At 70.4% G+C, this 12,029-nt stretch carries 13 protein-coding genes; 4 read left to right on the forward strand and 9 right to left on the reverse strand.

Annotated elements, in window-relative coordinates:
- Positions 1-223: 223 nt before the first annotated feature.
- Positions 224-1,156, forward strand: coding sequence for a chitinase (locus OG588_RS01435; protein ID WP_405945665.1), 933 nt, complete (start codon positions 224-226; stop codon positions 1,154-1,156).
- Here OG588_RS01435 and OG588_RS01440 read toward each other — a convergent pair.
- The 4 genes from OG588_RS01440 to OG588_RS01455 form a co-directional block, all read right to left on the reverse strand.
- Positions 1,143-2,105, reverse strand: coding sequence for a GNAT family N-acetyltransferase (locus tag OG588_RS01440; protein WP_405945666.1), 963 nt, complete (start codon positions 2,103-2,105; stop codon positions 1,143-1,145). The genes OG588_RS01435 and OG588_RS01440 overlap by 14 nt on opposite strands.
- Positions 2,106-2,164: 59 nt before the next feature.
- The gene (locus OG588_RS01445) at positions 2,165-3,217 is read right to left on the reverse strand and encodes an LLM class flavin-dependent oxidoreductase (protein ID WP_405945667.1); all 1,053 of its coding nucleotides are present in this window, start codon (positions 3,215-3,217) and stop codon (positions 2,165-2,167) included.
- A 29-nt stretch (positions 3,218-3,246) separates the two neighbouring features.
- Positions 3,247-3,702 carry a MarR family winged helix-turn-helix transcriptional regulator gene (locus tag OG588_RS01450; RefSeq protein WP_026150402.1) on the reverse strand — a complete coding sequence of 152 codons (456 nt, stop codon included), beginning with the start codon at positions 3,700-3,702 and terminating at the stop codon, positions 3,247-3,249.
- 76 nt (positions 3,703-3,778) lie between these two features.
- Positions 3,779-4,876, reverse strand: a complete 1,098-nt coding sequence (locus OG588_RS01455; protein ID WP_405945668.1) for a PP2C family protein-serine/threonine phosphatase — start codon at positions 4,874-4,876, stop codon at positions 3,779-3,781.
- A 294-nt stretch (positions 4,877-5,170) separates the two neighbouring features.
- Here OG588_RS01455 and OG588_RS01460 point away from each other — a divergent pair, with 294 nt between their 5' ends.
- Positions 5,171-5,590, forward strand: a complete 420-nt coding sequence (locus OG588_RS01460; protein WP_405945669.1) for an ATP-binding protein — start codon at positions 5,171-5,173, stop codon at positions 5,588-5,590.
- Positions 5,591-5,608: 18 nt separating this feature from the next.
- Here OG588_RS01460 and OG588_RS01465 read toward each other — a convergent pair whose 3' ends face one another.
- The 3 genes from OG588_RS01465 to OG588_RS01475 are packed head-to-tail and all read right to left on the reverse strand — an operon-like array spanning position 5,609 to position 7,928.
- On the reverse strand, positions 5,609-5,836 hold the full coding sequence (locus OG588_RS01465; protein ID WP_405945670.1) for a non-oxidative hydroxyarylic acid decarboxylases subunit D: 228 nt from the start codon (positions 5,834-5,836) through the stop codon (positions 5,609-5,611).
- Positions 5,837-5,871: 35 nt separating this feature from the next.
- Positions 5,872-7,296, reverse strand: coding sequence for a non-oxidative hydroxyarylic acid decarboxylases subunit C (locus OG588_RS01470; RefSeq protein WP_405945671.1), 1,425 nt, complete (start codon positions 7,294-7,296; stop codon positions 5,872-5,874).
- 35 nt (positions 7,297-7,331) lie between these two features.
- On the reverse strand, positions 7,332-7,928 hold the full coding sequence (locus OG588_RS01475; RefSeq protein ID WP_405945672.1) for a non-oxidative hydroxyarylic acid decarboxylases subunit B: 597 nt from the start codon (positions 7,926-7,928) through the stop codon (positions 7,332-7,334).
- Between the two features lie 87 nt (positions 7,929-8,015).
- Here OG588_RS01475 and OG588_RS01480 point away from each other — a divergent pair, with 87 nt between their 5' ends.
- Both OG588_RS01480 and OG588_RS01485 read left to right on the forward strand, forming a co-directional pair.
- A complete protein-coding gene (locus OG588_RS01480; protein WP_405945673.1) occupies positions 8,016-8,888 on the forward strand; it encodes an AraC family transcriptional regulator in 873 nt (290 codons plus the stop codon).
- 25 nt (positions 8,889-8,913) lie between these two features.
- Positions 8,914-9,573: a DUF402 domain-containing protein gene (locus tag OG588_RS01485; protein ID WP_366095300.1), complete on the forward strand. Its 660-nt coding sequence runs from the start codon at positions 8,914-8,916 to the stop codon at positions 9,571-9,573.
- Here OG588_RS01485 and OG588_RS01490 read toward each other — a convergent pair.
- Together OG588_RS01490 and OG588_RS01495 are read right to left on the reverse strand one after the other, a co-directional pair.
- The gene (locus OG588_RS01490; RefSeq protein WP_405945674.1) at positions 9,570-10,790 is read right to left on the reverse strand and encodes a cytochrome P450; all 1,221 of its coding nucleotides are present in this window, start codon (positions 10,788-10,790) and stop codon (positions 9,570-9,572) included. The genes OG588_RS01485 and OG588_RS01490 overlap by 4 nt on opposite strands.
- Positions 10,791-11,160: 370 nt before the next feature.
- Positions 11,161-12,006, reverse strand: a complete 846-nt coding sequence (locus OG588_RS01495; protein ID WP_366095297.1) for a patatin-like phospholipase family protein — start codon at positions 12,004-12,006, stop codon at positions 11,161-11,163.
- Positions 12,007-12,029 lie beyond the last annotated feature (23 nt).

A 12,029-nucleotide genomic window follows, 5' to 3' on the forward strand; every position in this document is an offset into this window, starting at 1 on the left:
GTCAGTTCACTGTAAAGAACCTTGACAGACGATTGGTCTAGTCCAAATATGGTCGCTGTTCGCCCCGGTCCGGGGCGACTTCCCTCCTTTCAGCATGGGAGCGTCAATGAGACGACCTGGGCCTCTTCGCGCGTCGCTGTCCTGCGCGGCCGTAACCGCCTTGTCCACGGGGCTTGTTGCTCTCGGCGGGGGTGCCGCGAGCGCCGATCATCGCGCGCGGCCCATGCCGGATCATGTGGCGGCGCCGTACTTCGAGGCGTGGACCGGCGAGAGCCCGGCCGTACTCGCCGCCGAGTCCGGCAACAAGTACCTCACGATGGCCTTCCTGCAGACCGAGGCGGCCGGCTCGTGCACGGCGTACTGGAACGGCCTGCCCGCCCAGCCGATCTCGAAGTCCACCTTCGGCAAGGACATCGCCACGATCCAGGCGGGCGGCGGCAACGTCATCCCGTCCTTCGGCGGCTACGCGGCGGACACCACCAACACCGAACTCGCCGACAGCTGCACCGATGTCGACGCCATCGCGAAGGTCTACGAGAGCCTGGTAACGACCTACGGCGTGAGCCGTATCGATCTCGACATCGAGGCCGACTCCATCAACAACACGGCCGGCATCGACCGCCGCAACAAGGCGATCGCGAAGGTGCAGCGCTGGGCTCAACGCACCGGCCGCAGCGTGGAGTTCTCCTACACGCTGCCGACCACCACGACCGGTCTCGCGCCGAACGGCGTTGCCCTGCTGCAGAACGCCGTCGACAACGGCGCGCGCGTCGATGTCGTCAACATCATGACCTTCGACTACTACGACGGCGCCACGCACGACATGGCGGAGGACACCAAGACCGCCGCGACCGGCCTGCACTCCCAACTCGCCGCGCTCTACCCGAAGAAGAACCCGGCCAAGCTGTGGAAGATGATCGGCGTCACCGCGATGCCCGGCATCGACGACTTCGGTCCCGCGGAGACCTTCACCACGCAGAACGCGGTCACCGTGAAGAAGTGGGCCGTCGCCCGGGGCATCAACACGCTGTCCTTCTGGGCGCTCCAGCGCGACAACGGCGGCTGTGTGGGCACCGGGGGCGCCAACAACTGCTCCGGGATCGCTCAGGACACCTGGTACTTCAGCCACACCTTCAAGTCGTTCACCCGGAGGTGACGGGGAGGGTCAACTCCCAGGTGTCGACGCCGTAGTCGAGGGTCATGCCGTGCCGTTCGTACAGCGCGAGCGCGTTGCTGGTGTTGTCCGTGTCCACGCCCAGACCGATCCGGTCGCGGCCGAGTGCCGCGTAGTGGCCGAAGCCGTAGCGCAGGAGGTGGCTGCCCAGGCCCCGGCCGCGGGCCTGGCGCAGGACGGCGATGTTGCCGATCCAGGCCATCGAGGCGCGGTCGTTGTGGGTGCGCAGCATCCCGACGTCACCGAGGCCGTCGACGTGGGTGATCCAGATCAGGGACCAGTCGACCCGCTCGGCGTCGATGTCGTCCAGCCACTGTGCGTACGTGCGGTACTGGAAGTCGAAGTGCTCGGTCATGGCCTCCTGGAGCAGCGCGTGGGCGCGTCGGCGGTCCGGTTCCTCCAGACAGGGGCGCAGGGTCACGCCGGGCGGGGAGGGTGGCAACGGGTCGGCCGTGGCAGACAGTTGACGGGCCATCACGTTGTAGCGGCGGACCGGTTGCCAGCCTCGGCCTCGTAGTGCGTCCACGTCCATGGTGGGGGCGAGGGTGAGGTGCAGGTGCACCACGGCCCGGGGCGCCCCGTTGGCGGCGGCCCGTTGCGCGGCGCGGGTCTCCATCACGTCGAACAGGTGCAGGGCGCCGGGGAGTTGGCCCGGCACGATGTAGTGGTCGATGTCGATCCGCTCGCCGCCCGAGTCGTCCCACAGCAGGCCGTACCCGATGAGGCGGGCGCCCTCGAAGAGCAGCCAGGAGTCCCGCTCCAGGTCCACCTCGGGGTGCTTCAAGTCCGCCTGGATCTCGGCCAGTTCGGTGTCCGCGCGGCCGATCTCCAGCACGTCGATCTCGTTCAGCAGCGCGCACACCGCCGGCGCGTCGTCCGGTGTCGCCGGGCGCACGGTCAGTCCGGGCGGCGGAGGGGTGGGGGCGGTCATGGATCCACTGTCGGATGATCGCCCCCGACTCGCAACGGAGTTTCCGGGTCCCCGCGCGTTCAGTCCTCCATCATTTCGCGCACCAGCGGGGCCACCTTCGTGCCGTACAGCTCGATGTTGGTCATGAGGGTGTCGTAGGGCATCCCCGTGATGCCGTACTTGAGGTTGAAGCGGGTCGCGTCGAGGGTCTTGAGGGTGTTCGCGATCTTGCGGGCCACGGTCTCGGGTGATCCGACGTGGAGGGCGCCGCCGGGGCCGACGTCCTGCATGAGGCTCTCGCGGGTCGGGGTGCGGAAGCCGCGTTCCCGCGCCACACTCGCGATCAGCTGCTGGAATGCCGGGACGAACTCCTCCACCGCCTGTTCGTCGGTGGCGGCGACATGGCCGGGCGCGTGCACACCGATCGGGCGCGCGGGGTGGCCGAACTCCGTCAGCGCCCGCCGGAACAGCTGGGAGAACGGGGCGAAGCGGGCCACGTCCCCGCCAATGATCGCCAGCATCAGGGAGAACCCGTACTGGGCGGTGCGGATGACGGACTGGGGGCTGCCACCGACACCGATCCAGGTGGGTATCGAGCCCGTCTCGCTGTGCGGGTACACCGAGATGCCGTCCAGGGCGGCACGGGTGTTTCCGGACCAGGTGACGGGCTTCTCCTTGAGGAGTTCGGCGAAGAGGGCGACCTTCTCCTCGAACAGCTCCTCGTAGTCGTTCAGGTCGTAGCCGAAGAGCGGGAAGGACTCGGTGCTCGACCCTCTGCCGAGGATCACCTCGGCGCGGCCCGCGGAGACGGCGTCGAGAGTGGCGTAGCGCTGGAAGACCCGGACGGGGTCGTCCGAACTGATCACGGTCACGGCCGAGTTGAGGCGGATGTGCTCGGTGCGCGCGGCGATGGCCGCGAGGACGACGTCGGCGGCCGACAGGGGCATCGCCTCGGTGTGGTGCTCGCCGATGCCGAAGTGGTCGACGCCGACCTGGTCGGCGAGGACGCCTTCCTCGACGAGGCGGCGGATGGCCTGCCCGTGGGTCAGCGGCGTGCCCTCCGTGTCGTTCGTGACGTCACCGAACGTGTCCAGGCCGAGCGTGATGCCGAAGGGGGTGGTCGGAGTGGTCATCTCGTAACTCCTTGGTTCTGCTCGGTGGGTCAGGTGGCGATACGGCGCATCAGGCCGAGGAGCCGGGTCAGGTCGGCGGCGTCGACGTGGTCGAGGACATGGCGCCGGACGCTGGAGAGGTGGGCCGGCCATGCCTCCTGGAGGCGGGCGAGGCCCTGGTCGGTGAGGACGGCGTTCCAGCCGCGGGCGTCCTCGGCGCACCGCTCCCGTCCGACCAGCCCCTGTGTCTCCAGGCGGGTGACGATGCGGGTCATGCCGCTCAGCGAGAGGCTGCAAACGGACGCCAGCTCGCTCATCCGCATGCGCCGGTCCGTGGCCTCGGACAGATGCATGAGGGTCGTGTACTCGGACAGCGGCAGGCGCTGCTCCCGCATCATGTCGGCGTCGACGGCCCGGGGCAGCACGAGCATCACCCGCGCGAGTTCACGCACCAGCTCCTCCTCGTGCGGACTCATGGGGCGCAGTGGCTGCTCGGGCGTGGTCATGCCATCAGTTTACTTGATTGACGAAACAAGCAAATGGGCCGACGGTGGCGACCGCCTCATCCCTCCCGTGCCGTGCTCACCGGACGGGCGACTCGTCCCCCGTCGTGTCCGCATGGCCGTGATAGCGCAGCAGGAGCATCGCCGCGTCGTCGTGGAGCGGTCCGGCCGTGTGGCGGACCAGGTCCTCGCGCAGGGAGTCCAGCGCGCTCTGCGCGTCGGGCTCCTTCAGCAGGTCCGCCCGCTCGCCCAACGGATAGAACGTGCCCTGGCCGTCGCGGGCCTCGGTGACGCCGTCGGTGTACAGCAGCAGTTGCTCGCCCGGCGCGAAGCCCACGGAGAACGGCTTCGGGCTCTCGCTGCCCTGGGCGCCGCCCAGGCCGAGCGGCGGGGCGTAGGAGGGCGGTACCGGGAAGTCGGCGGTGCCGTCGCGCCGTACGACCATCGGGGGCGGGTGGCCGTAGTTGAGGAAGAGCACCTCGTGGTCCGTGCCGATCTCGGCGAGGACGGCGGTCACGAACTTCTCGTCGGACAGGACGCGGGAGACGCTGCGCTCCAGGCGCTCGCCGAGTCCCACGAGGTCGGGTTCGTCGTGCGCGGCCTCGCGGAACGCTCCGAGCACCACGGCGGCCGTCTCGACGGCGGCGAGCCCTTTGCCCTGCACATCGCCGACGATCACCCGCACGCCGTGCGGGGAGGCGACCACCTCGTAGAGGTCACCGCCGATGCGCGCTTCCGCGACGGCCGAGGTGTACGACACCGCCGCCTGGAGCGGACCCGCGGTCAGCGGTACGGGTCGTAGAAGTACTCGCTGCGCGACCTCCGCGATCGAGCGCACGCTGGCGAGTTCGGCCTCGCGGCGGCCGCGCATCACGGCGGCGGCGATGCCCGCGCCGGTCACGCCCACCACCGACACCATCGCCAGGAACCCTCGGCGTTCCTGGAACAGGCCGTCATAGAGGCCCAGTCCGACGCACAGGGCGAGCGCGGCCGCGCCGAACCACGCGGTACGGCGCCAGCCGCCGACGAGTCCGGCGAAGGCCGGACCGAGGGAGGCCAGCGGGAGGAAGCCGAGGCCCGGCCCCGTGACGAGGTCCCCGACCGCCACCACCGCCATCACCGCGGCGGGCAGCCAGGTCAGCACGGAGAGACTGCGCTGCGGCTTCGCTGCGGCCATGGTCACTCCAAGGGTGTCGCGGCTTTCGAGGGCCGCCTCCGCAGGGGCCCCTCCCCCACCTTTGGACATCGCAAGGCTGCCAGGCAATCCCCTCGGTGCGCCCGACGCTTTACCCAATTGATTCCGAGAACGGACATTTCCTGATCGACGACAACCATGTGGTTCCGCCTGGTTGCCGATCACGGACTGCGGGCAAGTGAACTGTGTAGGACCGGCCGTGCAAGACATGCAGCGGCCCCGGTGCGGTCGCGCCGCGGGGATACCGGGTTGTCCTAGGAGGGGAAGTGATTCGCCATGCGTACGCATCGGCGTACCCATAGGCGTTCTGTACGCGTGGAGTACCTGCTGCCCGACAAGGCCGCGTCGGCGGGTCAGGCACGGAAGTTGACCTCGGAGTTCCTCGCCCGCTCCCGCCATCAACTGGCGCGGGTGGACGCGGAGCAGATCGACGACGCGACGCTGATCGTGTCCGAACTCGTCGCCAACGCGACCGAGCACGGCCGCGGCGAGTGCCGGCTGCGCCTCCAGCTGTCCGACGAGCGCGTCACGGTCGAGGTCTACGACGACAACCCGACCCCGCCCCGCGTACGGCCGTTGACGGCCGAGGGCGAGAGCGGACGCGGCCTGGCCATGGTCCGCTGCCTGGCACACCGCCTGGACGTCACCCCGCTCACCGGGGGCGGCAAGCGGGTGCGCGCGATCCTCGCGATCTGACCCCGGCCGGGGGTCGGTTCAGCCGACGCGCAGCGGCGGTACGACGGGCACCTCCGGGGCGGCATCGATGTCGGCCTGCGTCATCCGGAACTCGATCGGGTACGCCTCGCGCCGGGTGCGGCGGTCGGGTTCGGTGGTGCGCCACATGTAGAGGCAGCGGGCGCACTGGAGTACGTCCCACACGCCGGGGACCGGCGAGGTGGTCACGGTGTCGACCGTGTCGTGGGCGCAGCGGGGGCAGATCATGTCGGGTGACTCCTGACGAAGGTTCGTGGATCGGGTCAGCGGGCGGCGATGAGGGCGCGCAGCCGGTCGGTCCACTCGGGGGTCTCGGGCAGGTCGCGTACCGGGGTGTCGAAGTGGCCCCGGTTGTCCGGTGCGACCGGGGTCGTGGCGTCGATGATCATCTTGCTGGTGATTCCTGGGGTGTTGGCGGCCGGTGCCAGGGCCATGACCGACAGGTTGGGGACGATGATCACGTCGTCCTGGGGGTTCACCTTCGCGGACATCGCCCACATCACCTGGGGCAGGTCGAAGGGGTCGATGTCCTCGTCCACGACGATGACCTGCGTGACGTAGCCGAGGCCGTGGGGTGTGGTCATCGCGCGCATACCGACCGCCTTGGCGAAGCCGCCGTAGCGCTTCTTCGTGGAGACGATCACCGCGAGGCCGTGGGTGTACATGGCGTTGACGGCCTGCACTTCGGGGAATTCGGCGCGGAGTTGCTTGAGGAGGGGGACGCAGGTGTTGGGGCCGACGAGGTAGTCGACCTCGGTCCACGGCATGCCGAGGTAGAGGGACTCGAAGACCGGGTCGGTGCGGTAGGAGACGCGGTCGATACGGATCGTCGGCATACGTCGGCCGCCGGAGTAGTGGCCGGTGAACTCGCCGAAGGGGCCCTCTATTTGGCGCTTACGGCTCTCTACGACGCCCTCGATGACGACCTCGGAACCCGAGGGGACGTCGAAGCCGGTGAGTGGCGCGGTGGCGATGGGGGCGGGTGCTCCGCGCAGGGCGCCGGCCATCTCGTACTCGGACTGGTCGTAGCCCATCGGCATGCCGGCGACGATCGTGATGACGGGGTCGTTGCCGAGGGTGATCGCGATGGGCAGGTCTTCGTCCAACTCCTCGGCGGCTCGCAGGTGTTGGGCCACGTCGTGCATGGGGACGGGCTGGAAGGCGAGGCGGTCGCTGCCGATGACCTCGATGCGGTAGGTGCCGACGTTCTGCTTGCCGAAGTGGTCCGGGTCGCGCGGGTCGCGGGAGACCACGGCGGCCTTGTCGAGGTAGAAGCCGCCGTCGCCGTCGTTGAGCCGGAACAGCGGGAGGACCTTGAACAGGTCGATGTCGGCGCCCTGTTGGGTGTTCTCCCGCCAGGGCGCGTCCTCGCGGCGCTCCGGTGCGACCGGGAAGGCGTCCCAGCGGCGGGCGAACTCCTCGACCTGCTCGCGCACGGAGGTGTCCGGGGGCAGTCCGAGGGCGAGGGCGTGGTTGCGCCAGGAGCCGTGGACGTTCATCGCGATCCGGGCGTCGGTGAAGCCCTTGACGTTGTCGAAGTAGAGGGCGGGGGCGCCTTCGCCGATGCGTCCGGCCGCGTTGGCGGCGGCGGCCAAGTCCGGTTCGGGGAGGACCTGTTCGGTGATCCGCAGCAGTTGGCTGTGCTTGTCGAGGGTGTCCAGGAAGGTGCGGAGGTCGTCGTAGGGCATGCGTGGGCTCCGTACGTCGTGTGTGGGGTGGTGGCTCAGGCGGCGGGGTGGATGCGTGCGTCGCGGGCGGGGCGTATGCCTTCCCAGCGCTTGGCGGCGGGGGCGGGCAGGTCCAGCTGGTCGAGGACGCGGGAGGTGATGTGGGTGACGATGTCGTCGACCGTGGCGGGGTGGTTGTAGAAGGCGGGCATCGGGGGCACGATCCGTACGCCCTTGCGCGCGAGGTCGAGCATGTTCTCCAGGTGGATCTCGCTCAGGGGGGTCTCGCGCGGTACGAGGACCAGCGGGCGGCGTTCCTTGAGGATCACGTCGGCGGCCCGGCCGATCAGCCCGTCGGCGTAGCCGGTGCGGATGCCGGCCAGGGTCTTCATGGAGCAGGGCACGATCACCATGCCGTCGGTGCGGAACGACCCGGAGGCGATGGTGGCCCCCTGGTCCTCGGGGCCGTGGACGACGTCGGCCAGCTCGGCGATCTCGCGGGCGGTGCGTCCCGTCTCCAGCTCGATGGTGGTCCGGGCCCAGCGACTGAGGACGAGATGGGTCTCGACCTCGGGCAGCTCGGCGAGCTGCTCCAGCAGCCGGACACCGAGGACGGCCCCGGTCGCTCCGGTCATTCCCACGATCAGTCGCACGTCACCAGCTCCTTGCCCAGTCCGGTCTCTGCACTTTCGACCGTAGGAGCGGTTCACTGTCCGGCAAGGGTAGGCTCGGGACTCACCATGGGAAAAAACGGTCAGCATCGACCCGAGATCACGGACGTGGCGTACCGTCCGTCACTCGGCGCGCCCATCGGTATGGACGTGGTGGGATTCACCGAGCTGCTGGCGCGCGGTGAGCGTCGCGCCATCGACCTGTCGGCGCCGCAGCGGCCGGACTTCCATCACCTGATCCACGTCACCGAGGGCACGCTGCGCCACCGGGTGGACTTCACGGACTGCGCGGTGGAGGCGGGCGGCTGGCTGTGGGTGAGCTCGGGACAGGTGCACCAGTACGTCCCCGACGACCTGACGACGGCCCACGGCACGATCGTGATCTGGCAGCCCGGCTTCGTCCTGGCCGATCCGCCCTTCGACCAGTCACCCCTGCTCCCGACGGGCCCGCACGCCCGGGCGGCCCGCCTGACACTCCGTCACCTAACCCACGAATACGCCGACTTGGCGTCGCTCCCCCTCGACGCCCACCTCCAGACCCTCCGCATGCTCCTCACCGTCCTGCTGATCCGCCTCTCGCACGTCCGGCCGGACCCGGTGTCGTCCGCCCCGGCCGACGACACGTTCCGCCGCTACAGCGCCGCCCTGGAACGCGACTTCCGCACCAGCCACCAAGTCGCCGACTATGCCGCCGCGTTGGGCTACAGCCCGCGCACCCTCACCCGCGCGACCCTCGCGGCCACCGGAACGACCGCCAAGCAGTACCTCGACGCCCGCATCCTCCTGGAGGCCAAGCGCCTCCTCGTCCACACCGACGCGACGGCGGCGGACGTCTCCCGCACCCTCGGCTTCGGCGAGCCGACCGACTTCGCGAAGTTCTTCCGCAAGCGGGAAGGGCGTACGCCACTGGAGTTCCGGGCGGTGGCACGCGGGCAGACATGAGTAGCCCGAGCAACTGGAGGTGGGTATGCGGGAGTTCCAGCCGGGTCAGACCGCCGTACGGCGTGATGTGTTCCGGCGGAAGGTGTGGAGCGCCCATGCGTTACGGGTCGTCGAGGACACCGCCGAGGCACTGGTTCTGGGGTGCCGGCCGGGCGCGGAGTCGTTGGCCCCTACGACCTGGATCGAGTCGCTCCTCACCGGCGACGAAACCGCCCGGCTGCGCGCCCTGGCGAACCTGGCCGATGGCAACTGGCAGCTCGGCCACTGGACTTGGCGGGACACAACCCATCTCCAATGGGTGCCGCCCGACAGCTGGTTCAGCGTCAACGCGTTCTTCGACGCCGCGGGAGAGGGCCGACTCACGTACTGGTACGTCAACTTCCAGCAGCCGATGCGCCGCACGCCCCTCGGTTTCGACACCTTCGACCTGCTGCTGGACCTGGTGGTCGCGCCCGACCTGTCGCGATGGGACTGGAAGGACGAGGACGAGTACGCCCACGGCCGCCGGTTGGGGGTGGTGAGCGAGGCCGATCACCGGGCGGTGGAGAAGGCTCGCGAGGAGGCGGTCGCGATGATCGAGGGGGCCGTCGGACCGTTGGCCGCGGAACGGGGGTTGGGGACGTGGCGCTACGAACCCGACTGGCCCGATCCTCAACTACCCACCGGCGTCCTGGACTTGGGCTAGTCGGTGCCGCCTGGGTCTCCTGACGGGCCGATCCGCACCGGCAGTTCACTCAGGCCCCGAAGCAGCGTGCTCGTTCGCCACGTCAGTGTCGCGGGGTCGGTGGCGAGGGTGAGGTCGGGGCAGTGGTGCAGGAGGAGGCGTACGGCGATGGCGGCCTCGGTGCGGGCCAGGGGTGCTCCCAGGCAGTGGTGGAGGCCGTGGCCGAAGGCGAGGTGTGCGGGTCCCCGGCGCCGTAGGTGGAAGCGGTCGGGCTCGGGGAAGTGGAGCGGATCGCGGGAAGCTGCGGCCAGGGAGATCTGCACAGCGTCCCCGGCCGGGATGTGGGTACCGGCGAGTTCCAGCGACTCGGTCGCGAAACGGAACGCGGTGGCGTGGACGGGCGACTGGTGGCGCAGCGCCTCCTCCACGGCGGCATCGGCCAAGTCCGGCTCGGAGCGCAGCAGTTCGAGTTGGTCGGGGTGGGTGAGCAGGGCATGGACGGTCGCGGAGATCAGGTTGACGGTCGTCTCGTGGCCGGCGACGAGGATCAGGAAAGCCATTCCGAGGAGTTCCTCGGAGGTGAGGGGTGACCCGGCGGGTTCGCGGGCCGTGGCGACCAGGTCACTCAGCAGGTCGTCGTCTCGTGTGCCGCGCTTCCGGTGGATCAACTCGGCCAGGTAGCCACCCAGGGCGGCGGCGGCCGAGGCGCCCGACTCGGGCGAAGCGGGCATCACGAGCTCGTTCGACCAGGCGTGGAACACCGTACGGTCCGCGGTGGGCACCCCGAACAGGTCGCAGATCACGGTGACGGGCAGCGGCAGGGCGTACCGGCTGACCAGATCCACCGTCCCCCGCGCCGGCAGCCCGGCGAGCAGATCGCCGGCGATCTCCGCGATGCGTGGGCGGAGGGCGGCGATCCGCGCGGGCGTGAAGTGGCCCGCGACCAGCCGCCGTAGGCGCGTGTGGTCGGGTGGATCGGTCTGCAGCATGTTGCGGCCGAGGGCGTGTCCGCCGTCGTCCTGCCAAGTCGCGGAGTGGCGGATGTCGTTGCGCAGGCGCGGGTCGGTCAGGGCGGCGCGGGCCGCGTCCCGGGTGACGACCAGCCAGCTCTCGCCACTGCCCGGCGCGAGGACCCGGTGCACGGGACCTCGTTCACGCAGGGCCGCGTACACGGGGTGGGGATCGGTGGCCAGGTCGTGCCCGTCGGGGGCGAGGTCCTGGAGGGTGGGTGCCGGCATGGCACTCCTTTCGGTGGTCGGCGGGGGTTCGGGGCCGGGCGGTCAGCTGCCGCCGCGCCGTACGGCATGTAGCGCGTACGCGAGGGCCGGCGCCTGGGCATGGCCCGCTCGGTCGGCCGCCGGGCGGCTGGCGTCGGAGGTCAAGTCGCGGCCCCTGGTCACGGCGCACTCGGGGCAGGGCGTCACATGCCGCTGCACCAAACAGCAGGCGCCGCGTGCGCGAAGGTCATCGACTGGGCGTGGCCAGTACGGGCGCCCGCCAGACGGCCGACGTCGGCGGTCGAGTCGCGGCCCATCGCAACTCGGGCCGCACGATCGGGTCCGGCACGGCACTCCTGTCGATGGTTACGGGGCAGTCGGGGCAGGGCGATCACACACCACCGCGCCATACGGCGTGCACCGCGTGCGCGAGGGCCATCGCCTGGGTGTGGCCGGCACGGGCGGCTGCCGGACGGCGGGCGTTCGCGGTCAGGTCTCGGCCCATCGCGCGGCGGGACGGGCGGTCCGGGGTCACGAGGGTGATCTCGGCGCCCTGCACGGCGAGTTGGGCCGCCTGTTGCGGGGCGCTGGGGTGCGGGCCGACCGCCTTCGGGATCGGTGCGACGGCCAGGATGTGGTCGTAGCCGTCGGCCAGGTGCACGTTGGTGGTCGTGCGGCTGCCGCCGTCGATCCAGCGGCGGCCGGCGGCCGTGACGGGCGGTGAGACGAGGGGGACGGCGCAGCTCGCGGCGACCGCTTCGACGAGGGGCACCTTTGCGTGCGCGTCGAAGGTCGACAAGGTCCCGGTCTCGGCGTCCACCGCCGTGATCCGCAGGGCACGGTCCGGCCAGTCCCGGGCGCCGCGCAGCAACGTGCCGACGGCGTCGAGGAGTTCGGACTCGGGTCCGGTGTGTGCGCCGAGGGCGGCACGGCCGAGCCGTCGTACGGAGCGTTGCGGATCGCGGGATCCCAGCGCCGCCCACAGGAAACGGATCGTCTGGGCCGCGGTGACCCGTAGCTCCACCTCGTCGGAGCGGTCGAGTTGACGTTCGTACAGCTCCGCCGGTGCCTCGCCGGCCGCGAGCCGGGCGCCGAAGATCGCGCCCGCGGAGGTGCCGATGATCATGTCGGCGCGGTCGAGGTCGACGCCGGCCTCCGTGAGCCCGGCGAGCACACCCGTCATCCACGCCCCGCCGACGGGCCCGCCACCACCCAGAACCAGTGCCGTGCCACGCATGACGCCACCCCCTCGTCGCAGAA

It is taken from the genome of Streptomyces prunicolor, from assembly GCF_045162825.1.
GTDB classification, from domain to species: Bacteria; Actinomycetota; Actinomycetes; order Streptomycetales; family Streptomycetaceae; genus Streptomyces; species Streptomyces prunicolor.